The organism is Variovorax paradoxus (assembly GCF_029919115.1).
GTDB classification, from domain to species: Bacteria; Pseudomonadota; Gammaproteobacteria; order Burkholderiales; family Burkholderiaceae_C; genus Variovorax; species Variovorax paradoxus_O.
On sequence record NZ_CP123990.1, the window covers coordinates 5,691,959 to 5,714,685 of the forward strand.

Annotated in this window: 18 protein-coding genes and 3 pseudogenes; 9 read left to right on the forward strand and 12 right to left on the reverse strand. The window is 62.9% G+C overall.

Annotation, left to right across the window (positions count from 1 at the left end; translation table 11 throughout):
• The first annotated feature begins 187 nt into the window (after positions 1-187).
• Positions 188-589: a hypothetical protein gene (locus QHG62_RS27145; protein WP_281148678.1), complete on the forward strand. Its 402-nt coding sequence runs from the start codon at positions 188-190 to the stop codon at positions 587-589.
• On the opposite strand, the gene QHG62_RS27150 is transcribed toward QHG62_RS27145, so the two are convergent.
• The 4 genes from QHG62_RS27150 to QHG62_RS27165 all read right to left on the reverse strand — a co-directional run bounded on the left by QHG62_RS27150 (position 579) and on the right by QHG62_RS27165 (position 3,023).
• Complete coding sequence (locus QHG62_RS27150) at positions 579-872, reverse strand: type II toxin-antitoxin system RelE/ParE family toxin (RefSeq protein WP_281148679.1); 294 nt, start codon at positions 870-872, stop codon at positions 579-581. The genes QHG62_RS27145 and QHG62_RS27150 overlap by 11 nt on opposite strands.
• Positions 873-879: 7 nt before the next feature.
• Positions 880-1,179, reverse strand: coding sequence for a ribbon-helix-helix protein, CopG family (locus tag QHG62_RS27155; RefSeq protein ID WP_281148681.1), 300 nt, complete (start codon positions 1,177-1,179; stop codon positions 880-882).
• Positions 1,180-1,554: 375 nt separating this feature from the next.
• Complete coding sequence (locus tag QHG62_RS27160) at positions 1,555-2,415, reverse strand: nucleotidyl transferase AbiEii/AbiGii toxin family protein (protein WP_281148682.1); 861 nt, start codon at positions 2,413-2,415, stop codon at positions 1,555-1,557.
• Positions 2,412-3,023: a type IV toxin-antitoxin system AbiEi family antitoxin domain-containing protein gene (locus tag QHG62_RS27165; protein ID WP_281148683.1), complete on the reverse strand. Its 612-nt coding sequence runs from the start codon at positions 3,021-3,023 to the stop codon at positions 2,412-2,414. The genes QHG62_RS27160 and QHG62_RS27165 overlap by 4 nt, the downstream gene beginning before the upstream one ends.
• 120 nt (positions 3,024-3,143) lie before the next feature.
• On the opposite strand from QHG62_RS27165, the pseudogene QHG62_RS27170 reads away from it, so the two are divergent.
• Positions 3,144-3,367 (forward strand): annotated as a pseudogene (locus QHG62_RS27170) (helix-turn-helix domain-containing protein); the annotation flags it as partial.
• Here the strand turns inward: QHG62_RS27170 and QHG62_RS27175 are convergent.
• Positions 3,269-3,577 (reverse strand): hypothetical protein, encoded by a 309-nt coding sequence (locus QHG62_RS27175; protein ID WP_281151845.1) that lies wholly within the window; start codon positions 3,575-3,577, stop codon positions 3,269-3,271. The pseudogene QHG62_RS27170 and the gene QHG62_RS27175 sit on opposite strands and share 99 nt — an antisense overlap.
• Between QHG62_RS27175 and QHG62_RS27180 the strand changes: the two genes are divergently transcribed.
• A complete protein-coding gene (locus tag QHG62_RS27180; protein ID WP_281151831.1) occupies positions 3,561-3,818 on the forward strand; it encodes a plasmid partitioning protein RepB C-terminal domain-containing protein in 258 nt (85 codons plus the stop codon). The two genes, QHG62_RS27175 and QHG62_RS27180, sit on opposite strands and share 17 nt — an antisense overlap.
• Before the next feature lie 126 nt (positions 3,819-3,944).
• Here the strand turns inward: QHG62_RS27180 and QHG62_RS27185 are convergent, their stop codons facing one another.
• Genes QHG62_RS27185 through QHG62_RS27195 form a run of 3 tightly spaced genes read right to left on the reverse strand, consistent with a single transcriptional unit; the run spans position 3,945 to position 5,061 of the window.
• Entirely contained in the window at positions 3,945-4,295 is a 351-nt protein-coding gene (locus QHG62_RS27185) for a hypothetical protein (RefSeq protein ID WP_281148684.1), read from the reverse strand.
• 24 nt (positions 4,296-4,319) lie between these two features.
• On the reverse strand, positions 4,320-4,727 hold the full coding sequence (locus QHG62_RS27190; protein WP_281148685.1) for a hypothetical protein: 408 nt from the start codon (positions 4,725-4,727) through the stop codon (positions 4,320-4,322).
• A 31-nt stretch (positions 4,728-4,758) separates the two neighbouring features.
• Positions 4,759-5,061, reverse strand: a complete 303-nt coding sequence (locus tag QHG62_RS27195; protein WP_281148686.1) for a hypothetical protein — start codon at positions 5,059-5,061, stop codon at positions 4,759-4,761.
• Positions 5,062-5,231: 170 nt separating this feature from the next.
• Here QHG62_RS27195 and QHG62_RS27200 point away from each other — a divergent pair, with 170 nt between their 5' ends.
• The 5 genes from QHG62_RS27200 to QHG62_RS27220 all read left to right on the forward strand — a co-directional run bounded on the left by QHG62_RS27200 (position 5,232) and on the right by QHG62_RS27220 (position 17,683).
• Complete coding sequence (locus QHG62_RS27200; protein WP_281148687.1) at positions 5,232-5,441, forward strand: hypothetical protein; 210 nt, start codon at positions 5,232-5,234, stop codon at positions 5,439-5,441.
• A gap of 340 nt (positions 5,442-5,781) precedes the next feature.
• On the forward strand, positions 5,782-10,824 hold the full coding sequence (locus QHG62_RS27205; protein WP_281148688.1) for an autotransporter outer membrane beta-barrel domain-containing protein: 5,043 nt from the start codon (positions 5,782-5,784) through the stop codon (positions 10,822-10,824).
• A gap of 407 nt (positions 10,825-11,231) precedes the next feature.
• Positions 11,232-12,485 carry a tyrosine-type recombinase/integrase gene (locus QHG62_RS27210; protein ID WP_281148689.1) on the forward strand — a complete coding sequence of 418 codons (1,254 nt, stop codon included), beginning with the start codon at positions 11,232-11,234 and terminating at the stop codon, positions 12,483-12,485.
• Positions 12,486-12,689: 204 nt separating this feature from the next.
• The gene (locus tag QHG62_RS27215) at positions 12,690-13,025 is read left to right on the forward strand and encodes a hypothetical protein (protein ID WP_281148690.1); all 336 of its coding nucleotides are present in this window, start codon (positions 12,690-12,692) and stop codon (positions 13,023-13,025) included.
• 83 nt (positions 13,026-13,108) lie between these two features.
• Positions 13,109-17,683: an AAA family ATPase gene (locus tag QHG62_RS27220; protein ID WP_281148691.1), complete on the forward strand. Its 4,575-nt coding sequence runs from the start codon at positions 13,109-13,111 to the stop codon at positions 17,681-17,683.
• Between the two features lie 266 nt (positions 17,684-17,949).
• On the opposite strand, the gene QHG62_RS27225 is transcribed toward QHG62_RS27220, so the two are convergent.
• Together QHG62_RS27225 and QHG62_RS27230 are read right to left on the reverse strand one after the other, a co-directional pair.
• Positions 17,950-18,792 carry a hypothetical protein gene (locus QHG62_RS27225; protein WP_281148692.1) on the reverse strand — a complete coding sequence of 281 codons (843 nt, stop codon included), beginning with the start codon at positions 18,790-18,792 and terminating at the stop codon, positions 17,950-17,952.
• Positions 18,793-18,845: 53 nt separating this feature from the next.
• A pseudogene (locus tag QHG62_RS27230) lies at positions 18,846-19,268 on the reverse strand (helix-turn-helix domain-containing protein); the annotation flags it as partial.
• 114 nt (positions 19,269-19,382) lie between these two features.
• Here QHG62_RS27230 and QHG62_RS27235 point away from each other — a divergent pair.
• Positions 19,383-20,021 (forward strand): annotated as a pseudogene (locus tag QHG62_RS27235) (integrase core domain-containing protein); the annotation flags it as partial.
• Between the two features lie 90 nt (positions 20,022-20,111).
• Here the strand turns inward: QHG62_RS27235 and QHG62_RS27240 are convergent.
• Both QHG62_RS27240 and QHG62_RS27245 read right to left on the reverse strand, forming a co-directional pair.
• Complete coding sequence (locus tag QHG62_RS27240; protein ID WP_281148694.1) at positions 20,112-21,401, reverse strand: phospholipase D-like domain-containing protein; 1,290 nt, start codon at positions 21,399-21,401, stop codon at positions 20,112-20,114.
• 590 nt (positions 21,402-21,991) lie between these two features.
• A complete protein-coding gene (locus QHG62_RS27245; RefSeq protein WP_281148695.1) occupies positions 21,992-22,630 on the reverse strand; it encodes a hypothetical protein in 639 nt (212 codons plus the stop codon).
• Positions 22,631-22,727: the final 97 nt, after the last annotated feature.

Genomic DNA, 22,727 nt, shown 5'->3' on the forward strand with positions numbered 1-22,727 from the left:
GAGCCGGCCTGAAGGGGGCGGCGCCGTGATTGCTCGCTCGAACATCGCCGGAGCCGAAACGGAGCGCGCCGTCGCGCTCGCCGCAGCTGGGTCAGTCGGGAAGAGCCGCCAGCGGACTGCTCTGGCCGGCCTTCATGCCGGTGATAGACCCACCGCTGCGCTTCTATACTGAGGCGCAGGAGGGAACATGCTGTCATTCATCCGCCGCGTCTTCGAGAGGCGGCCCGACAGTGCGCGGGTCGCGTCCATCGTTCTTCGGGCGCTGCAGAAGCATTCGCCCGGCGAGCCGTTTTCTCTCGATGCCGAGCAGTGCCTGATCCGGCGTGCCGACGGCGGCGTCATCTACCTCGACAGCCTGTACCGGGACTACTGCCAGGCGGAACCTTCCGAGCGAAAAGTCCAGATCGAGCGCTTCGTCCTCGGCATGCTCAGCGCGGACAGGCCGGAGGGATTCGACGCGGCCCGCGCCAGGCTGCTGCCGGTCCTGCGGCACCTGCTGTGCCGCCTGGGTCGAGATCAGAGCGAGGGGGGTGGGCGGCGTTTGGTGCGCGAGGCTGAAGGCGCCGGCGGGTGGTCCTTCAGTGCTTGAATCCGGACTCGCGCTGGGCTCGCAGTGCCAGGATGAAGACGGTTTCGATCCCGGCCAGGTAGCGGTACAGCGCCACATAGCCGCGGTTGTCCTTGCCGATGATCAGCTCACGCTTTCCGCCTGCGACGGGGCGGCCGATCAACGGGCTGCGCGAAAGGATCTGAATGGCATCGAGGATCTCCCCGACTCGGTTCGCCACGTCGGCGACCTGGTGCTGTTTCAGATGGTCGATGACACGGTCGATGTCGTCCAGGACTTCCGGCGCTAGCTCGATGCGGACCATGGTCCGGTCAGGGCGCCGGCCTGCGCGCCACAGGCCGACGAGGTTTCTGGCCGGCCGCGCGTGCCTTCAAGTAAGCCGCAGCGTCCTCCCAGGCGACCGATTCGCCGGTGCGCTGCAGCGCCGCCCACCGCTTGTCTGCGATCCGATGCAGCTCCTCGTCCAATTCGCTGCGCTCGACCATGTCGGACAGCGCGTCCAGAATGAACGCGTGCGACGACCTGCCCGACCTCGCAGCCGCAGCCGCGATGCGGGCCTTGAGCTCATCTTCAAGACGGATGGTCGTTGTCGGCATGTCGATGGACCTCATGACCTTGATGGGGGATACAACTGTAGCACACTTGTAGCACACTGGGTCTGCAGCTCTCTTGTCGGTCCGGCCTTGGCAGGCTGGATGGTGCCTGGATACGCCGCCTCACCTCCAGGCAAATGACTGCGGCAGCGCACGTAGGCGCATCGATCTGCGCGAGGATGCTCAACGTCGCGGTGCGCCTGGCAGGCAGCAGGACATTCGCTACTGCCGAGAGGCGGCTTCCGCGTGATCGAGGGAGTCCACAACGCCGAACGGCTGCGTCCGCGCGCGGCCACCGTCCGCCCGGCGAATTCGAGTTCCGACTCGCTCAGCCGGCGGTTTTGTTCTGGCGACTCCGCTGGCCCCGTCGAAGAGGTTCATTCCGATTTCGGGTCAGGCGTCCGTGGAGTGCGACACCAGAAGTTTCTCGAACTCGCCGCGCAACCGCGCCACGACTTCGGCGAGGTCCAGCGCATCGAGACGGTTCTTTTTCAGGAAGGCGGTCCATTGACTTTGCTTTGCAGCATCCTGCACGAATGCATCGCTCAACCCAGAAGGGATGGTGGCGGGGAACGCGAGTTTCCTTCGTTCAAATGTGGCCTTGACGGCGCGGCGCAGTTCTGCGGTTTCCAGGGCATGGTCGGCCAGCAGAACCCAGAGATCGAAGTAGTCCTTCAGGCGGGTATTCGCCATGCCCAGAAGGCACACTGCGTGCAACTTCTCGGCGATCACGGTGTATTTCGGATAGCAGCGCAGTTGCGGGGCGGGCAGGTCTGCGAGCAGCACCGGGTAGCTCACCGATTCGGGCGCTGGGGTGACCGCATCGCCAAAACCGATGTCGACTTGCAGCGCGATGCGTGCGCCATCCAACTTCGCCTGCAGTTCGACCCGGACGCCGCCATAGCCTGCCTCTTTGCGGATCACCGAACCCTTGACAGATGCAGGGTCGAAAGCGACGCCATCCTCCACCTCGATCTGGCAGACCTCGCGGAACGCTGCCACCGCGGTGACGGTATCGTCCGGGCCGAAGCCCAACAGGTCCGCATCCCGCGTCGGCCGATGGGGGTGGTCATACCACAGCGAAAACAGCAGCGCGCCCTTGAGCAGGTAGTTGGTGGCATGCGGTGAGATCGACAGCCGATACAGCAACCGCTCCAATCCATAGTAGGTCAGGATGAGGTTGAAATCCTGCTTTGTGGCATCGGCATGCTGTTTCAAGCGGGCTCTTACCGAGGCCGCGAGATTGCCGCTCATGCTGTGACGCTTTCCAGATAGGGCCGCATGACATTCGCGACGCGATCCACGGTGGCGTAGTGCCAGAGCGCATCGATCGTCAGCTTGCGTTGAGACCAACCATCGCGCAGCGCTTCGAGAGCCACGTCCAGACCGATCTTGTTGCGATACTTGAAGCAGTCGGCCACCGTCTTGGCCGCATTGAAAACCGGGACCTTCACGCCATCGATCTCCATCGGTTCGATGCCTTCGGTCAGAGCCGTCCCCGACATGCGCACGACGCGCAGGGCAGGGCGGTCGAGCCGGGGTCTAGGCGAGTGACGAGGAATCGCGATCCAGACTTCGAACGGCGCCTGCGTGCCGATGCCATGGACGCGCAGCGCCGATAGCAGGCATACCACGCCCCGCGGCACGCGCAAGGCTACTTCGGCCAGAGACCGGTGCTCACTCAGCGCGCGGTCCGGCAAGGTGTAGACGCCGCGGGCGACGCGATCAAGCTTGCCGGCGGAAACCAGTCGGCTGAGCACTACCGTGGGCAGGCCCTGCTCGGCCAGTTCGCGCGCGCGCAGCAGTGGTCGGCGCTCCGCGAGTGCGAGCACGGCTTGTTCGAGCGCGGAATCTGAGCCCATCACCAATTATGTTGCGATTACTAGTCTTTTGTCAATAAACGACTAAAAAACGCACACGATCTGGCCAACGCCAAACTGCCCCGGCGTAGCAGCGCGCAGTGATCGCTTCTCCTCGGCTGCGTGGGCAGGTTGTTGATTGCCAAGTCCATCCGCGAGATTGCAAGGCGTACAGGCCTGTCTCGCAGCACCGTGAAGAAGTACCTGCGAGCCGGCGACCAAGCGCTGCGCAAGCCAAGCGGGCGAGCTCAAGCGAGCTCGATACCCATGCCGATAAGCTCGCGACCCGACTCGCGATCGAGGCCACCAGATCGCGGAAGCAGCGGCGCAATCTGCGGCAGATCCATACGCCCCCCTCCCAGGAGAAACTCGAAAAGGTCGGTATCACGCCAGACCGCATCGTGGAAGTGGTTGATTTCCAGAAGCAAATCACCGAAGCGGCTGCCGAGCTTCGTGCGATGCTCCAGTGACGAATGAACTCCGGGGCCGGTCAAGGGCGGGCGTCTGTCCAGGTCTTCAACATCGCCACAAGCGGCTCGACTGTGCGCGTCAGTCAAGGATCGAGGCGTCAGTCAGGAACAGGTTGATCGCATGGAGCGGGAGATGTCTGGTCTGCAGGACCAGTACAGGATGATCGAGCGGGGTTTTGGCGAGGACATGCTCAACCTTGTGCTGGCCAGAGGCTACGTCGCCAAGCTGGTCGACAACAAAGCGGTGTTCCGGTACCTGGAGCGCAACCATGGGGAGGTGCTCGAGCAACTGATGGGTTTGGTGCGCGCAACCTCGACAGATGCTTGAAGTCATCGGTGAGTAAATCGGGCCACCCAAGGGTGGAGCTGAGGTTCTCGTGCATAACGGCGCAGGGGACTAGCCCAGCCCGGGAAAAGTTGCGATCCCGTATTTGTGCACCTGCATACCCCTCATTTAGGCGTTGCCATCGCTCACGTCGAAGTTCAATCCACAGGCTCTTAAGGCGGCTTGCAGCGATGCGCTTTCCTCGGGAGAAAATCCATCGAAGTAAATCTGCAGCGTCTTGCCGCAGCTAAGAAACAGATCTTTCCCCGGAGCCGCCCAAAGCTGGACACCGTGTCCAACCGCCGCTGTCAGAAAAACGAAGGCCTCCTCAGGAGAGATGAGGCCGATCTCCTCGCCTAGATTGCTCCAGCCCGTGATCTCGGCGCTGCGGGGATGCTCGAACCTCCACCCCAATGCTTGCAGAGCGTCGAGCAGCTGAACACAACTCGCCGGAGAGAGGCGGGCAATCTCTTTCGTCATGACCAAATCGTAGCTGCTGCCATCTCACACAACACGAACTGCGAAATATGCTTCGTCGGTATCCCCCAGATCGCGGAAGCCCGCCGTCCGCGCCGCGTCGAAGGCCTTGATCCAGCGCTTGGCCAGCATCACCTCGTCTTTGGTGAGCTCGCTTTCGCCCGACTCGCTCGCGTTCTGGAAGGCGCGCAGCGCCGGCACCACGTCATGGCCCAGTTGCCGGTCGAGCTCGCGCCGGAAGCGCTGCTCCGCCACCTTCACCGCATCGGCCACCGGATGCGGATAGTCCGCGAGCCGCACCAGGTAGGCCACGCGCGGTTCCGGTTCCACCTCTTCGAATCGGAACGGCACATCGTCATCGCGGTCCTCCTGCGGCGCGACGGCGACCGGTGCCGCGGCTACCGGCTGCGGAAAGAACAGTTCAGCTTGGTCCATGGTCATCTCCTTGAGCAAGTTCTGCAATGCGCTACGCACTTCCGCCGAGGCGGGAAACGCCGCGGCGCGATGGCCAGCGTTGCAGCGCCTTGGCGATCATTTCGCCGTGGCGCTGCGCCTCCAGGCGGGCCGCCTTCGCATCGGGCGGGGCAGGCCGCGGCACCGGCCGGCAGAACCAGCGTTGCGGGTAGGTATCCGCCTTGATGTTCTTGAGCGCCCGTCCGCGCGGATTGATCTCGGTGCCTTCGATGAAGAAACCGCCCCGCACCTCGAGCATGGACGCTCGGTTGAGCAGCGGGATCACGTAGCTCTCCTGGTCGTCGGCCAGCAGCATCGATCATCAGGCTGCGGCCCGGGCGCGGGTCATGGATGCGGGGCACGTAGAGCAGCTCTCCGATGCGGCGCGTGTGCTTCACCGCCGCCTTGGTGGACAGCGCCTGGCCCTCGAACCGGTATCTAAACACTTCGCAGTACACCTGTATGAATATACAGTAGTATTGGCGCATGGAAAACGTGCCCGCGACCCTTTGGATTGCCGCCTGCGCGCACCGGCTGCAGCAGCAGTGGCATACCGTCGATCCGCTCGAGCTGGAGGATGTCGCACGCGATCTATGGCGTGACGACAGGCTGCGAGCGATGCCACCGGATCAGGCGGCCGCGGAGTGGTTGCGCCCAATCAGGCGGCCCAATCTTTTCGGCGAGCCGGCTCGCTGAACCATTGCGCCGCCGGATCCCGTCGAACTCCGGCCCGCTCTCCATCAATAGTGGCCCACCCCGCTTTTGGCGAAAAGACCGCCATTCCAAGAGCGGTTCGCAAACAGCGGGTGCCGCCGTGGCGGCGAGGTCGAAGGGCGATCTGGCCTCCCAGGCGCGATCGGCGCGGGGCTTCGTTGCCGTCGGGCGAGCTTCGTGCTGGCGCTCGCGGTGGGCGAATGCGGCGTTCCACAGGAACGACCCAGTCGAGCCTTCTTTACAAACGACATTGTCTGTATTCGTTAACAGAATGTGTTGCTTCTTGTATCCTTCGCGGCGATTTTGATCAGTGAAAGCCGCAATGAACCGTTCTTTTCTCAGCCGCTGGAATGAAGCGCTGCAGGCGTGGGTGGCCGTGCCTGAAATTTCCCGTGTCCATAGCAAGGCGAGAAGCGTGGCGCCGGGCCAGCCCCTTGCCGCTGCTCCAACCCCGGCACGCCGGCGGTTTCGCTGGAGCGCCGTGATGAGCGTGGTGGTCGCGCTGGGCGCCGCCCCCGCCGCGGCACAAAACCTGCTGATCGGCACCGCGGGCGAGGCGGGGGCGGCGCTGGGGATCGGGGGCAGCGGAGGCGCCGGTGGCATCGGCGGCGGCGGGGGCGGGGGTAGCGGCGGAGGCGGCGCTGGCGGGGGAGGGGGCGGGTACGGCGCCGGCGGCGGTGCCGCGGGCTTCGTGTACGGCTCCAACAGCGGCGGGGCCGGTGGCGCGGCCGCAGACGGTGCCGGCGCCAATGCCGGGTCCGACTCGGCCGGGCTCGGCGGCGCGGGTAACAACGGCGGCAGCGCGGGCGCGAACGGCGTGCAGGGTCCGACCGGTCCGTTCGACGCGAAGGTCGGCGGAAGCGCGGCCAGCGGCGTGGCTGCGGGCGTCCTGGACGGCGGCGTGAGCCGTGCCAGCTTCACGGCCGACGCCACCGTGAACGGTGCGCTCGGCATCGGCGGCAGTGGCGGTGGCGGCGGCGGGGCGAGCGGCACGGCGGCCGGCGGCGCCGGCACCAGCGGCGGCGCGGGCGAACTCACGATCACGGCGGGGACCACCACCGTGACCGGTGCCGTCCTGGTGGGCGGATCGGGCGGCGGCGCAGGCGGCGGCAGCGGCAATGCCGCGGGTGGCACAGGCGGCTCAGGCGGCGAGGGCCGCCTGACCCTGAACGGCGGCAACCTGGTGGCGGGCAGCCTCGTCGTGGGTGGCAGTGTCGGCGGCAGCGGCTCGGCCGGGGCCGCGCCGGGCGGACAGGCCGGCGCAGGCACGCTGACGATCAGCGCCGGCGGCCTGAGCGTGGCCGGCGGCGTCACGGTGCGCGGCAGCGGGCTCGTCGATTTCCAGCCGGCGGCGGGCCAGCAGCTTTCGGCCGGCTTCGCGATCTCGGGCGAAGGCCGTGTCGTGCAGTCGGGCGGCGGGACGACCGTGATGACCGGCGACAACACTTACACCGGCGGCACGACCATCAGCGCCGGGACGCTCCAGATCGGCGCGGGTGGCACCAGCGGCCGCATCGTGGGCAACGTCGTCAACGACGGCGCGCTGGTGTTCAACCGCTCCGATGCATCAAGTTTCGGCGGCGCCATCAGCGGTAGCGGCAGCCTGCGCCAGGCCGGCAGCGGCACACTCGAACTCACGGGCATCAACACCTACGCAGGCGGCACCGCGATCAGCGGCGGCACACTGCGCGTGGCCGGCGACGGCGCGCTGGGCATGGCGAACGGCACGCTGAGCCTTGATGGCGGCGGCAGGCTCCAAAGCACGGGCGCCTTCACGAGCGCGCGCGACGTGACGCTCGTCGGCGCCGGGACCATCGCCAGCGCGGGTGACCTGACCATGAACGGCATCTTCACCGGCAGCGGTTCGCTCGACGTGCAGGCGGGTGCGGCCGCCATCACGCTCACCAACGCGGCCAATGATTTCGGCGGTGTCGTGAGCCTGGCCGGCGGCACCACGCAGATCAACGACCGCAACGCGCTCACGCTGGGCACGCTGGCCACCGGTGACCTCACCGTCACGAGCCACGGCAACCTCAACCTCGGACAGGGTTCCGCATCGTCCATCGATGCGCGCAGCAACGGCGGCCAGGTCGCGCAGTCGGGTGCGCTTTCGGTGCTCGGCGCGCTGTCGGTGGATGCCGGGGCGGGCGATGTCGTGCTCGACCGGGCGGACAACGACTTCCGGGGCGCCCTGTCGCTGCGCGGTGCGAACATCTCCGCTGCCGCGGGCGGCGATCTCTCCGTGTCCACACTGGTCAATGGCGTGAACGGGGCGGTCAGCCTCGTGGCCGGCGGCGTGCTGAGTCTTTCCGGAACGGCGATCGACACCGGCTCGGCGGGGCTCGCGCTGGCGTCGAACGGCGGCGCGCTCGATGTCTCCGGCAGCCTCCGGGGCGGCGAGGTTTCGCTGGCCGGGCGCGACGGCATCTCCCTGGCGGCCGATGTGAGCGCGGCGAATGTCCTGAAGGTGTCGAGCAAGGCCAGCGTGTTGCAGACATCGGGCGTCGTGACGGCCGGGACGCTGACCGGCCGCGTGGACGGCGATGTGGCGCTGGGCGGGTTCAACCGGATCGGCGCCGTGGGCGACTTCAGCGTCGGCGGGGCGCTGAGCCTGCGCAACCAGCAGGGCCTGGCGGTCACGGGCAATGTCGCGGCCGGAAGCGTGGCGCTCGACGTGGCGCAAGGCGTGGTGGTCACCGGTTCGCTGGGCGCGACGGGCAAGGGTGCGTCGATCTCCCTCGCGGGCGGTACCCGCCTGCAGGTCGGCGATGGCGCTGCCACGGGTGTGCTGACGGGCAATGTCCACAACGAGGGCACGCTCGCGTTCAACCGCTCCGACGTCCTGAGCTTTGCGGGCGCGATCGACGGCAAGGGCGCCGTGGTGCAGCAGGGCACCGGCACCCTGGTGCTCACCGGCACCAACAGCTACAGCGGCGGCACGGTGGTGAAGTCGGGCGTGCTGCAGGGCACGACCGCGAGCCTTCAGGGCGACATCGCCAACGACGCGACAGTCACTTTCGACCAAGCCGCGGCGGGCAGCAAGGGCACCTACGCCGGCACCATGACGGGTACCGGCAGCCTGCGCAAGATCGGCGAAGGTGAACTTGAGCTCACGACCGTCAACACCTACAGCGGCGGCACGCGGATCGACGCAGGCACGCTCTCCGCGAGCGTGACCGGGGCGCTGGGCAGCGGGCCGGTGTCGGTGGCAGGCGGCGCGGCGCTGCGCTTTCGCGGCGCGGCCGACATGGGCAGTGTCACGCTCGCCACGCGGGCCGGCGGCATGATCGATTTCACCGACAGCGTGACGGCGCCGAACGCCACCATCGTCAACAACGCGGGCGGCACCGTCCGGCTGAGCCAGCTCACGGCGGACGGAACGTCGATCGGCGCCATCTCGGGTTCGGGACAGGTGCTGCTGGGCGCGAAGGCACTGACCACCGGAACACTCGACACCGACACCGAGATCTCGGGCGTGGTCTCCGGCCTTGGCGGTTCGCTCGTGAAAACGGGCCGCGGCACGCTCACGCTGTCGGGCGCCAACACCTACACGGGCGGCACGGCGCTGCGCCAGGGCCGCCTGAACGTGGGCCACAACCAGGCGCTGGGCACCGGCGTGCTCGCGATGGACGACGACACCACGCTCGGCTTTGCGGCCGAGGGCCTCTCCATTGCCAACCCGATCCTGCTGACCGGCCACAACGACCCGGTCATCGACACCGGCGCTTTCTCCGGCACCCTGGCGGGTGCCATCACGGGCGGCGGCTTCATCACCAAGGAGGGCACCGGCACGCTGACGCTGTCTGGCGCCAACACCTACACGGGCGCGACCCAGGTGGCCCAGGGCACGTTGAGGGCAGGCGCACCGAACACGCTGAGCGCGGCGTCGGCGCACAGTGTCGCGGCCGGCGCCACGCTGGATCTCGCCGGCTTCGATCAGGCGGTGGTGTCGCTCGCCAACAGCGGCACGGTATCGCTGGCCGGCGCGGCCCCGGGCGCCACGCTGACGGTCACCGGCGGCTACGTGGGCCACAACGGCGTGCTGCGAGTGGGCACCGCACTGGGTGGCAACGGCCCCGCCGACCGGCTGGTGCTCGATGGCGGCGCGGCCACTGGCCGTACGCAGATGCAGGTCGTCAACGTGGGCGGGCTCGGCGCGCTCACGAGCGGCAATGGCATCGAGGTGATCAGCGCCCGCAATGGCGCCACCACGACGGCCCAGACCACCAAGGATGCGTTCTCGCTGGCTGGCGGCCACGTCGATGCGGGCGCCTATGAATACCGCTTGTACGCGGCCGATGCCAATGGCGCCGGCGAAAACTGGTTCCTGCGTTCGAGCGTCGCTTCCCCGGCGGCGCCCGGCGTGCCGGGCGTGCCAGCGGCCGTGACCACCTACCGTACGGAGGCGTCGCTCTACGCCGCCCTTGCGGGTCAGCTGCGCCAAGGCAATCTCGCCATGCTCGGCGACCTGCGCAAGCGCGTGGGCGACGACGATGGCGCAGCGGTCGCCGCGGCCACGCCGGACCATCCTCCGGGCCGCCGCGCCTGGGCCCGCGTGCTTTCCACCGACATCGACATCCGGCAGGGCGGCGTCGTGTCGCCCACCAGCAAGGGGCGCCTCACCGGCTTTCAGGCCGGCACGGACCTGCTGTCGATGCGCCACTGGCGCGCCGGGATCTACGTCGGCCAGCTGGACGGCGATGCGCGCGTGAACGGCTTTGCAAGCGGCATCCAAGGCCTTGCCGTGGGCCGCAACGACCTGCGCAGCCAGTACGTGGGCGCCTATGGCACCTACACAAACGAGAGCGGCTTCTACGCCGATGCGGTGGTGCAGTCGGGCCGGCACCGCTACACGGTCGAGCCGCTGCCGGGCGGCGGGGCCGCCGGCAAAGGCAACAGCCTGGTGGGATCGATCGAAGTGGGGCGCTCCTTTCCGCTGGGCGGCAGCGGCTGGCACATCGAGCCGCAACTGCAGCTCGTTCATCAGCACATGGACCTGAGCAACGCGGCCATCATCGGCGCCGTGGTGCAGCCGCAGGCCGACAGCGGATGGCTGGCGCGAGCGGGCGTGCGGGTGAAGGGCGAGATTGGCACCGGCCTCGGCACCTTGCAGCCTTACGGCCGGTTCAACGTCTACAAGGCGTCCAGCGGCGCGGATGTGGCGCGCTTCGTCAATGGTGCGAGCCGGACCGATATCGCGGCACCGACGGGCGGCACCAGCACCGAGCTTGCAGGCGGCTTCACGCTGGCGCTGGGCTCGTCGACCACGCTCTACAGCGAGATTGGCAAGCTCTGGGCCTCGGGTGGGAATGCCAAGGTGAAGAGCTCGGTCAACGGGTCGATCGGCGTGCGGGTGAAGTGGTAACGGAGGCCTCCGCGGGGCATATGCTTTGTCGGAGTTCCCTACCTTTAGACGCCCAATAAGAGCGGTTGATCGTTCGTGATCATCACCGACATCGACGGCGCGCAACACTTCGACGCAAAGGTCCGTTTCGCTGCCCACCGAGTTAATGGCAGCGAAAAACGGAACGAAAGTTCGCGTGTCAGTGGTTCGATTCCGCCCCAGGCCACCATTCATCATTTTGAGGTCGTCCGTAGACGTCCATCAAAGTCAAAAATCCCTAAGTAAATCAACGAGTTAGGGCTTTTTTCATTCCAGAGCAGTCCGTAGTTTTCCGCGCGAAGCCGGGCACTCGTGGGGGCAAGTCTGGGGGCAACTGATAAATTTGGAGCAACTGGCAAGAAAAGTTGCCCCCAAGTTGCCCCCCGGATATGCCCCTCACCGATACAGCAATAAGACGATCTCAGCCCGGTCCCAAGCCACGCAAGTTGGCGGATGGCAAGGGCCTCTACCTCGAAGTCTCGCCAGCGGACGGCAGGTGGTGGCGGCTCAAGTACCGTATCGCCGGCAAGGAAAAACGCATCTCCCTCGGCACCTATCCGGAAACGTCCTTGCGGCGAGCACGTGAGAAGGCTGAGAGTGCCCGAGAGTTGCTGGCCAGCGGCATGGACCCAAGCGAAGCGCGCAAGAACGAGAAGGCGCGTATGGCAGTAGAGGGAGCGGAGGCCGCGCGCGTAGACGCAGGTTTGCCTCCCTCCGACAGCTTCGAACAGGTCGCCCGCGAGTGGTTTGCCACACGCCGAGAAGAATGGGCGCCGAGCTACGGCGAAAAGATCATTCGACGCCTTGAGGCGGATGTCTTCCCTTGGATTGGGCGCGAGCCCATCGCGTCTATCACCGCGCCGCGGCTCCTGACTGTATTGCGCCGCGTTGAGTCTCGTGGCGTGGTCGAGACGGCTCACAGGGCGCTCGAGAACTGCAGCCAGGTCTTCCGCTATGCAGTTGCCTTGGGCAAGGTGGAAAGCAACCCGGCCCGCGACCTCAAGGATGCTCTTCGCAAGCCCATGGTGAAACACTTTCCGGCCATCACCGACCCCGCACGATTGGGCGAACTATTGCGAGCTTGCGATGGCTACAAGGGAACGCACGTGGTGCGTGCAGCCCTTCGCTTGATGCCCATGGTGCTCTTGCGCCCTGGTGAGCTTCGGCATGCCCGATGGGATGAGTTTGATCTCGATGCAGCTGTTTGGTCGATCCCTGCGGCGCGCATGAAACGCGAGAAGGCGGGCAAGCTGTACGGCAAGCCGCACATCGTTCCTCTCTCGCATCAGGCCGTCGCGGTGCTCCGTGACCTTCAGGAGCTGACCGGCGGGAGCCCGTTCACGTTCAGGGGCGAACGGCACCACGATAGGCCGATGAGTGATGCTGCCGTAAACGCGGCGCTGCGGGCAATGGGATTCAATGCCGATGAGGTCACCGGGCACGGCTTTCGGGCGACCGCGCGCACGATGCTCGCCGAGCGCTTGGGTGTTGCAGAGCCGGTCATAGAGGCGCAGCTCGCGCACTCGGTCAAAGACAGTTTGGGGCGGGCATACAACCGGACAGAGTTTCAGGCTGAGCGGGTGTTGATGATGCAGGCGTGGGCCGACTATCTCGACCAGCTCCGCGTAAACCCAAAAACGTGATGGCCAAAAGAGAGGGGAAGATTTGGCTTCGGAAGTACAGAGGATGCGGATCGTGGAGGCTGTTCTCGCTGGCGAGACATTCCGGTCTGCCGGCAAGATTGTTGGGCTCTCGGGGCACGAACCGCGCAGAATTTCTACAAGGCGTGCGACGAGCTGGGCATTTCTAAGGACGTAGGCCTGCTGCGGGCCAATCCTGCGGCAGCGATGAAAGCACTGCGTGAGCGGATGCGCACGCCCACAATCTCGTTGCCCGAGCCCATCTTGCGCAGATTGCTCGGACCATCTGGCTACACCATTCGTCAACTAACCCCGGAAAACATTTCCAAGGAGTTTGCCAGTGTGGTGCTGCGCAAGTTTGGCTCTAAGGTGTTGACAGAGGTCGAGAGGTGGCTTGCTCTGCATGGTCTATCGATGCGGGTCAGCGAGGCAGAACAGGAGCATGAGCTCTACGATATCGAGCAAGCGCTGGCCGTTCTCCGGGCGTACGGCCTTAAATTCGACGTAACGAGATCAGAGATGCCGCTTTGGCAGCATCCCTGACCGCGAAGCGACGCACGCAAAGGCGACACATGCCTTGGTCCGAATAGATCATAAGCTCGTCGAAGCATCCGAGAGATCAACAAATGAGCACGTCAGGAATTCAGTCCAACCGCGGCGATGGCTATCAGACACTTGTGGCGTTTGGGCTGGCACTAACGGTCCTATCAGATCCCGATCATGAATGGCTCGAAATCGACTCGGTAACGTGCTTGGTCGACGACGTCGTCGTCGGAAAAGCTGACGGAACGAAGATTTGCTGTCAGTGCAAGAAGAATCAAAAGAATTTCAAATCCTGGGCAGTCACCGATCTCGCCGATGAGCTGAAAAAGGCAAGCAAGTTGTTGGTCACGGACCCCAAAGCCGTGGTCCGCTTTTACTCGCGCAGTCCATTCGGCGAACTTGCTGCGCTAGCGGAGTACAGCGCAAGTTTTTTCGATGAATCTGCTTACCAAGCCAATCTAGGCGCCGCACACAGGGCGACGGATGAGAAGTTGAACGATCTGCTTGCTGAACAAACGGGAGGTCTTTCTGCATATGAATTTTTACGCCGCATAACCTTCGTCACAAGCGAAGATCTAAGTCGTATGCAGGCATTGCTGCGCGAGCGTTTGAGCCATTTGGCCACCAATCCTTCGGCAGCCTACGATGCTCTATGGTCGCGTCTTGATCACCTCGGAATGCGGCTTGAGGGCGACGTCCATAGCAAGGCCGCGCAACACCGGCTCACCAAGGAGGATCTCCGAGCCGTACTTGCTGAAGCCGGATCGATGCTGTCGCCCCCGCTCGATATAGCGAAGGCTCGTGCCTCATTCAAGAGCACTTCCGCTATTGGACGTGCATGGCGTAGAGACATCGGGAACGAGCGCATACCGAGTCCAGCAGTGGGCGAGTTACTCCAAGCTATCGATAAAAGAGCGCGTTCCGTACTGCTCACAGGTTTGCCCGGATCTGGAAAAACATGCGCGATGCTTGACCTGCAAGAGGAGTTGGAGCGGCGGGCCCAGACTCGGATCGACCTGATGCCTTTGTTCGTCCAATCGCGTGAATTCGCAGACATGGCCACTGCGCAAGACCGTCAAGCTCAGGGCTTATCAGAGCATTGGGTTGAAGAGGCCGCGCGAATGGCGGAGGACGCGCACGTGGTGGTGGTGATTGACTCGTTGGATGTACTTTCGATTGCGCGAGAGCATTCGATCCTGACATATTTTCTCGCACAGATAGATCGCCTGCTGCTAGTACGCAACGTCACGGTCGTTACTGCGTGCCGAGACTTTGATCGCCACTATGATCGCAGGATAGCGCTGCGGGAATGGGACGCAGAAATCAAGTGCCGGCCATTGGATTGGAACAACGAGATCGCACCGCTGCTCGCGAAGCACGACATCGATGCATCTATCACGGATAAGTCCACTCGTGAGCTGATCTGCAATCCCCGTGAGTTGGCGTTGTTCGTAGAACTGGCGAAGCGAGATGGCAGCTTCAATGTCGTGACCAGCCAAGCGTTAGCAAAGCGATACTTGGTTTCAATCGTTCAAGGCAACAGCTCGTTGGGCGACATAGCCATGCGAGCGATTGAATCAATCGCTGCAGAAATGCTGGATCTACGAAGCTTGTCGATACCGAGCGAGCGATTCGCCGCGCCACAGGGAATTCGTCGAGCGCTACTTAGTCATAACGTGCTGCACGAAACAACGGACGGGAAGCTTGCGTTCGGGCACCAAACTTTACTCGATGTGCTTGTAGTCAGCGGTGCAATGCGCGCGGGCATGACTCTTAGTGATTTCATTCGCGGCTTGCCCTCTGTGCCGTTTGTACGCCCGAGCATTCGAAGCTTCATCGCACAGTTGGCGATCGGAGATAGAAAGGAACTCAGGGGGCAGTTGCGGACCGTACTTTCGGGAAGCAGCGCTTTCCATATTCGACGTTTAGTCGCAGAGACCTACGCCGAACACTTGCCGCAAGATGAGGACTGGCCCCTGATACGCGACTTACGGAACCATCACCGCGACGTGTTCCAAGTGATCTATCAGCAAGCTGTAAAGGCTGAATGGCATTCCTTCTGGTTGCGAAATCTAGTTCCGGTGCTGAAAGATTCGCGCGATGCAGAAGGTTTGACCATGCACGTACATCGAGTGGCGCTATGGAAAAACGATGACGCTGCAGGGGTGCTCACATTTTGGACCGAGGTGCTGGGGCTAGCGTGGGTGGATAAAGTACAAATAGCGTGGCAGCTGGAGGCCGCACTTTCAGGTGTCGATCAGAAGCATTCAGCATTACTCGCCCCTGTGCTCCTAGCTTTGCTGGACCTTCCACGCCAGGAGCACGGTTCGCTCGGCCGCGCACTAGCGCGAAGCGTCCAAGCAGGTGGGTTAGACGATGCGGCTCTATGGCGCTATGTTGTAGGCGCAATCAATGAAGAGGACATACACGCCTATCAGTTCGGGAAAAAATTGCGCTGTATGCCGCATGATTTTGGCTCTAGCACGAGCACCTTTTTCCCCGATCGGATGCAGCAATCGGTCGACTTGCTAGAGTTGGCAGTCGCATCGATAGAGCATTGGGGTGCAGTCAGAAAGATGCACTTTGGGGTTTCACTCAACAGCTATTCGTCAGGATATCTTCTTCACACCTCACACAACGACGTACACAGTGATACTGGCAATCGTTACCTGACCAGCGAGCGAATCCTGTTCGACGCGGTCGAGGCGGCGGTCGTGCATCACGCAACCAGTAGATCTGAGTGGTGGCAAAGCAACCGTGAGCGCCTGTGCTTCAGTATGGAAGGATCGCTGCGGTATTTCGCGATCCTGTCGTGTTCCGCAGCGGTAGCCTCCAATCTCGACGTGATTGCCCGCATGTTGACCGATAGAGTATTCCTCGAATCCGATCTGTCGCATGAAGTCGGCGCTCTGATGCATTGCGCGTTTTTGCAGCTTGATTGCGCTGCGCAGGACACGGTGCAAACCACGGTTCTTGCTCTTCATCAAGAAAAATTGGATGACTCAACGGTTCGCGCGTCAGTGCTGCACGCCCAAGCCCAACTCATTCTCACCATACCCTGCCATCTGAGGTTTCCTTCCGCGCGAGCGATATTGAACGAATGCGAAAAGGATGTATGGCCGTTGGTCCGTCAGGCACACATTGGCATGCGCGGCGGTATGGTGCGCGCACCGTTCCCATTTGAGATTTTTCTTGCCGCCAGTGACATCGGCGTATTGCGCTTACTTGCTCACTACAGCGGGTACTCGCGAGACTCCTTTAGGGACTTTCTGATAGGTGGCGAGCGAGAGGTTGGATCGCAACTGCGCGAAGCCGCGTCACGTGAGCCCACCCGCTTTTTGAGGTTTCTGCCTGCATATTGGTCTCTGATCGCGGATCGATTTTGCGATGACATCATGGAAGGTGTTTCCGCATATTTGGCTCATCGCTACGGTAATCTGCAAACCAACGCAGGATGGGCGCCGATTGAGGAGCCAGATGCTGCGGCCTTGGCGCATCAAGTTCTGGATGAGCTAGAAAGGCACCCGAGTCACTGGGGCGGCAATCGCGCTGCGTCAAGCGCGCTACAAGGTTGCGCGCCGGTTTTGCGGGATCAGCATGAAATTAGGCGGTTGGTGCGTTTGGCAATCGGATTCTCGATTCTGCGAGAAGAAAGCTCCATCAGTGGAGATTCAGTTGATCTAATCACAACCGGCATCAACATGGCGAAGGGGCATGTTGTAGAGGCTGTGATGATCATGGCCAATGAGCTCGAAAAGGAAGCCATCGCCTGGCCTGAACTTCTGGCGCCCACGCTATGCCGATTTGCAGCGGATGATCATCCTGCGATCCGGGCTCTGCTGCTGAGACGACTTCCATTTTTGCAGAGCTCGCAGCCCGAGCTGGGTTGGACATTATTTGACTTGGCTATGCAGGGAGACCCAACTGGCCTTTGGACACACGCTGAGCCGTGTCTGTACTACAACTATCACCAACGGTTTGACGTCGTCGCTCCTCGGTTGGAGTGCATCTACCGCGATGGCAGTGGCAAGGACCTTAAGACCTGGGGGCGGATCTCTGCACTGGCAGCCTTCTCGATGAAGGTTGATTTTTCGGTATTTCTTGCCCACCTAACATCGAGGGAAGACGTCGACGGCTGGAGTGGTGCAGCAAGCGTCTGGACGCATCCCGAAAATGTGCAGCAGCATCGCGAACAATGCTTAACAGGGCTTGAATTTGGACTGGATCAGAAAAGGGAATGTGCTTCAGCCGTCGCGCGAAAATTTGCAAACCTTTTTCGAGATACCTCGCCCCCGGTTTGCTTGCCTGCGGCATTGATAGAGCGCTACTTCGCCGTTCTTGAGACCGACGAAGAGGTTGCACGAGGGGGTGTTTATGGATTTGATGCCTGGCTGAACGCGACTTCGATCATCGATCCGCTGAATGCGCTGGCTGCGACCGAAGGCTATTTGAATTTTGTGCGACGGACTAAGACGAGTCTGTACGACCTCAACAACGACCTGACGCAGCTTATGACGCGGCTTTTTGCGCAAGCAGAAGAGCAAGAAGAATCTGACGATGGCGCAATGCTCCAGCGCGTGGTTGTTGTCCAGGATGCGCTGCTTGCTTTGGGCGTCAACGGAATGAATGAATGGCTCAAGGCCGCAGAGAGAACATAGACCCCCGTAGGTGTCGCAATTGCTGGCTGTTGCAGAAGCGTCGGTCAGCCGCTGGCTATCCCTCGGCGCGCGGTCGAGACCCCGCCCCGCCCCAGCACTAGATGTCTCGATTTCGACGGCTCTGTCGAGGGCGGCCTGCATGCGTGCTCAGCACGCGCGAGCAGGATCCACTAGGGGCTCAGCCCGCGTCGAAATGCGACGTGATTTGGATGTATTTGCCGTTCCCGTGGGCACCACGCGTGACGTCACGCGCCCAAGTCGGCAGTTCAGAGCTTGTCAATGACCTCAATGCTCGCGTCCTCGGTAGAGACTCGTCGGACCGAGCCCAACTCGGGGTCATAGAGCACAACGGCGTTGAAGGTGGCAAAAACCACTCGCCCGCGGTACTCGCTGCCGCCAGTCTTCTTTACGGTGACGCATGTGGTGGCTCGGATCTTTACGCCCTCTACTTTCTGCGTCGCCGGTTGCGCTTGCAGGCGCGCGTCGCGTGATCTCAAGGGCGTGCAGATCGCTGGACCGACCACCCAGTCATCGATGTGTGCAGTCCCGGCTTCATGGCCGGCGATGGGAATGATGCTTAGAAAACAGGAAAGCAGCACGAGTCCGACAAGGAGCGCGAACAACGTCAAAGGCACAGCGACGAATGGCATACCCAAGATGAACAAAGGGATGCCGACGATGACAGCGACGCGCTTGTGCGCCAATGCAAACCCTCGTACCTGTTCCGCTGCATTGCTCAGCCCTCTCCAACGGCGCAGAAGAGGCGGCGCAGCGAGGGCCAGTCCACCGACCACCACGGCCAATGCTGCAATGGCGAGGCCGAGCTTCGTGGCCGGCCAGCTCATTTCCCAGATCCTCGCGTAGAACCCCCATTCCGACAATTGGCTCAGGTATTGCAGCATCCGAATCACCGCCCAACTGCCGAGCGTGAGAAGGTCCGATGTGGAGTTAAAGACGGCCGCGTGCGGAATGCTGAACTTGGTCTCGACCGAGAGCGCGACACCGTAGCCGAGCAATGCCAAGACGATGGCTGCGGCCGATGAAACCGAGAGGAAGACGGTCAGTGTTTTGGTGCTGAAAAATTTGCGGGCGACGGGAATGGCGGGCATTGGCAGCTTTCAGGAATTGGCACGAAGATAACCGGCCCCCAAAAGAAATGGGCGCCCACGACCATGGCTTCGACGCTCCAGTCGAACTGGAAGGCCTCGCCCAACTCGAAGCTCATCGGAACGAACGCCTTGGCCGGACTGGCTGCGGACTCCACCCGCCAGCGCCGGATGTAGTCGGTGACGGCGCTGTAGCCGCCGCGGTAGCCCTGGGCCTGTATCTGGGCAAACAGGGCACGGCCACTGCGCCGTCCCTGCTTGGGGCGATGGCTGTCGGTTGTGAGCGCTTGATGCAGGGCCGGCTCGAACGCCGTGAGCTTGCCGTCGAGCTTCACCCGCTCGTACTTCGGCACAACATCGCTGGGCGCCTTGAGCCACTTCTTGACCGTGTTGCGCGACAGGCCTGTGCGCTTTGCGATCTCGCTGAGAGAGAGTTGGTCGCGCAGCCTCATGCGCCTGACCTTGCCAATCATGTCCATGGTGATCACCTTGAATCCCCTGCTGAAATTCTCAGCAGGTCAGTGGAACACCCTGGTCAATATTGGATTGGCACTTTGCGGTTTAGCTGGTCAAGATTGCATCGGCACTAACAGGCGGCTCATGCATTGCTGTTACCGAAGGCGCCGAGACGGCGCCAGTCCAGCCGGCCCCATGAGGGCAAGGTGGCCGTCGCGCACAGCGACATGCGCTGGTGCTCGGACGGCTTCGAGATCAAGTGTGATTCGGGGCAGACCGTGACGGCGACCTTCACGAAGGATTGCTGTGATCGCGAGATCCTGGCCTATCGGGCATGGGAGGGCAAAGGGCTGCCGGGCGAGCCGGTGCGCGAAATGCTCATCGAGGCCGTGGAGAAGCGCTTCGGCGGCGTCGAGGGTGTTCCCAGTACCCACACCTTGGAGTTTCTCTCGGACAACGGGGGCGCCTACATCGCGGCCGAGACCCGGCAGATCGCTCGACAACTGGGCCTGAGCCCGGTCAACACGCCCGTGTGTAGCCCCCAGAGCAACGGCATGGCCGAGAGCTTCGTGAACACGTTCAAGCGCGACTACGTCAGCCGCATGGACCTTACCGATGCGAGAACGGTAATGGCGCAGATGGCCGCAGCCTTCGAGCACTTCAATGAGGTGCATCTGCACTCGGCATTGAAGATGAAATCACCCAGGGAGTTCAGGCAGCATCGCGCTGCCCAACAGCGTCTGGCTCACATCGAGCGGGCGCTACATTGCGAATAGCCCGTGTCCTGAAATACGGGGGCAAGATCAGACCGGTTCTGGCCGTCAACCGCCTGTCGGCCCGGAAATCTGTGATCGCGCGGCTTCCTGTCATAGCAGCTCGTTGAACGCGTAGAACACGTTGTCCTTGCAGCGATGCCATAGGCCGCGGTGCGCCCACGCGTCGGCCTGCAGCTCGATGCAGTCGCGCGTGTCGCGCTCGAAGATGGCGTCCAGTTGCGCGGCCAGCGCGTCGTCGCGCAGGCCGAGCGTGATTTCGTCGTTGGTTTCGAAAGAGCGGTCGTCGAAATTGCTCGAACCGATGGCGCACCACGCGCCGTCCACCGTCATCACCTTCTGGTGCAGCAGGCACTTCTGGTACTCGAAGATGCGCACGCCGCCGGCGAGCAGCAGGTGGAAGTTGCGGTGCGCGGCGTGCTGCACCATGGGCATGTCGGAAGCTTCGGCCGACGGCACCATCACACGCACGTCGACGCCGCGCTTCGCCGCCTTGCACAGCGCATCAATCGCCTCGCTGTCGGGCAGAAAGTATGGGTTCTGGATGCGGATGCGCTGGCGTGCGATGCACACCACCAAGTGGTGCAAGATCTTCACCGCCGGCGGCGAACCTTCCGGCTTGATGCTCGCGACGTGCACGGCCACGTCGCCCATGCGGTTGAGCGGCGGGAACACCGCGTCGCCGACAAATAGCTCGCCAGTGTCTTCCACCCAGTTCTCGCTGAAGGCGGCCTGCACCGCATGCACGATCGGCCCCCGCAGGCGCACGCCGAGGTCGCGCACGTTGTCGCATTCCCGCCCTTCACCGAGCCAGCCGTCGACGATGCAGTGGCCGCCGACCAGGGCGACTTTGCCGTCGACCACCACCAGTTTGCGGTGGTCGCGGTCGTTGAAGACACCGATGTTGCGCACGTGGCGCGGGTGATGCATCTCGAGCAGGCAGCCGGCCTCCCGCAGTCGGCGCGACGCGGCCTCGCCCATCTTCTTGCCGCCGTCGGCGTCGACCAGCACGCGCACCGGCACGCCGGCGCGCCGGCGTTCCACGAGCGCATCGACCAGGTGCGTGCCGAGCACGCCGTCCTTCCACAGAAAGGTCTCGAAGTGCACCGAGCAGGCGGCCGCACGGATCTCCTCGAACATGGCATCGAAGAAGGCGCCGTTCTCAAGCAGCTCGACGGCGTTGCCTTCGTAGATGGTGCCCTGCGTCAGGCCCGAGAGCGAGGGCAGCAGCTCGGTGATCGGCGCTTCGCAGTCGATGACGAGCCGCGGGTCGCGATGGCGGCGGATCGACCAGATGACGAGGCCCAGCACGACGATCAGCAGCGCGAACACGAAGGCAAGCGCCGAAGGCCAGGACAGTGTTGCAAGGAAACCATCGCTCATGACGGTCGATTCTCTGTCATGCGCCCAACGCCCATCTGTGCCCGATTGACCATAGCCGCCGGTTTGTGTGCGCGCGCTTCAGGTCAAGCCACCTCGACTCCGAACGGAATCGTTGTGCGCGGCCTCGAGCGGCTGCTAAGCCGCGAATTCTGCGGAGTGGCCGACCGGCCGCTTTTGGCCGTTAGCCGGCGGGGTTCTTACGAAGCAGCGCCCTGTCTGTCTCCGGCGTCGATGGTACGAAGCACTGCAGCTTTCCGTCCCGCCCGTCCAGATACAGCCTTCCGCAAGCTTCGCACTGCCACATTGACCGCAGACCGTCCCCCCAAAAAATGTCTCGCGCCTTCATTGAAGCAGCATCACCTGTCAGCTGGCCTGCGGCCGCTGCACCAATGACATGGTCGTCGAGCGCATCCCACTTCGCACACCAACCTTGATCACTCGTAAAGCGAGCCTTGTTCGGAATGTCGTCGGTCCCGTCGTAGATTGTCGAGCCGCAGTGGCAAGCAATTTTCATGAATCCAAATCCCTTTGCACGCGAACTCTACTGCTTAACCGATCGTCTGCTTGCGGCCGAACCTAGCCGGTTGCTACTAGGTGAGCCAAAAGCCTGCTTCGGCCAAATTCGCCTTTCTGCACGCCGGGCAGCATAGGGCCGAAGGGGCAGTGCGCAGCAACGTTCCGAGGCTACCGCACGCCATACAGCGCATCGCAGAGACGTCGGCCGGCACCGGCTCGTCCGTCTCTAGCCATGGGAGCACCACATCACCATGTTGAGGTCGAGCGTGATAGGCGATACGGTCAGATTGTGGCGGACCGAAGAGTGGGTTTCGCTCACGGCCAATGGTCTCCTGATGAGACTGGATTTCGATCTTTTCAAGATCTTCTACGATCTGGAGGGCTTGCCCAGCAGAGGTGGATTCGACCAGCGTGAACGGCGCATTCCTCGCAATCGCTAGCGCTTCCGGTAGCGTCGCCTTTGGTTTGCGAAACTTCTGAATTCGCACCACGACTCGATCAAGTGCGCCTAGCGGGCAAGAATCAACAACGACCTTCTGGATGTCAATGTACTCTGGACCGGAGCCACGTATCCCATGCTTGATCGCATGTTGCGTCCCACACGCTCCACAGGGAACGAGGCTTCTACCGCTGAAACCGTCTTTTGGACTGGTGAAATAGCCACCGATGGAGACCCTTAGGTCGCAGCTCGGACATTTCAGATCGGTTGGCATTTTCGGAAATGTGAAGGTTTGCTTTTTGAACGAGTTTTGCCGGCCCGATGAACGGCTGGTTGTGACCGGATTCTGTCCGACGCTCAAATCTCTTGTA

Coding starts and splice junctions, on each gene's coding strand:
- QHG62_RS27145 (WP_281148678.1), top strand. CDS start 188: ATGCTGTCATTCATCCGCCGCGTCTTCGAGAGGCGGCCCGACAGTGCG.
- QHG62_RS27150 (WP_281148679.1), bottom strand. CDS start 872: ATGGTCCGCATCGAGCTAGCGCCGGAAGTCCTGGACGACATCGACCGT.
- QHG62_RS27155 (WP_281148681.1), bottom strand. CDS start 1,179: ATGAGGTCCATCGACATGCCGACAACGACCATCCGTCTTGAAGATGAG.
- QHG62_RS27160 (WP_281148682.1), bottom strand. CDS start 2,415: ATGAGCGGCAATCTCGCGGCCTCGGTAAGAGCCCGCTTGAAACAGCAT.
- QHG62_RS27165 (WP_281148683.1), bottom strand. CDS start 3,023: ATGGGCTCAGATTCCGCGCTCGAACAAGCCGTGCTCGCACTCGCGGAG.
- QHG62_RS27185 (WP_281148684.1), bottom strand. CDS start 4,295: ATGACGAAAGAGATTGCCCGCCTCTCTCCGGCGAGTTGTGTTCAGCTG.
- QHG62_RS27190 (WP_281148685.1), bottom strand. CDS start 4,727: ATGGACCAAGCTGAACTGTTCTTTCCGCAGCCGGTAGCCGCGGCACCG.
- QHG62_RS27195 (WP_281148686.1), bottom strand. CDS start 5,061: ATGCTGCTGGCCGACGACCAGGAGAGCTACGTGATCCCGCTGCTCAAC.
- QHG62_RS27200 (WP_281148687.1), top strand. CDS start 5,232: ATGGAAAACGTGCCCGCGACCCTTTGGATTGCCGCCTGCGCGCACCGG.
- QHG62_RS27205 (WP_281148688.1), top strand. CDS start 5,782: ATGAACCGTTCTTTTCTCAGCCGCTGGAATGAAGCGCTGCAGGCGTGG.
- QHG62_RS27210 (WP_281148689.1), top strand. CDS start 11,232: ATGCCCCTCACCGATACAGCAATAAGACGATCTCAGCCCGGTCCCAAG.
- QHG62_RS27215 (WP_281148690.1), top strand. CDS start 12,690: ATGAAAGCACTGCGTGAGCGGATGCGCACGCCCACAATCTCGTTGCCC.
- QHG62_RS27220 (WP_281148691.1), top strand. CDS start 13,109: ATGAGCACGTCAGGAATTCAGTCCAACCGCGGCGATGGCTATCAGACA.
- QHG62_RS27225 (WP_281148692.1), bottom strand. CDS start 18,792: ATGCCCGCCATTCCCGTCGCCCGCAAATTTTTCAGCACCAAAACACTG.
- QHG62_RS27240 (WP_281148694.1), bottom strand. CDS start 21,401: ATGAGCGATGGTTTCCTTGCAACACTGTCCTGGCCTTCGGCGCTTGCC.
- QHG62_RS27245 (WP_281148695.1), bottom strand. CDS start 22,630: ATGCCAACCGATCTGAAATGTCCGAGCTGCGACCTAAGGGTCTCCATC.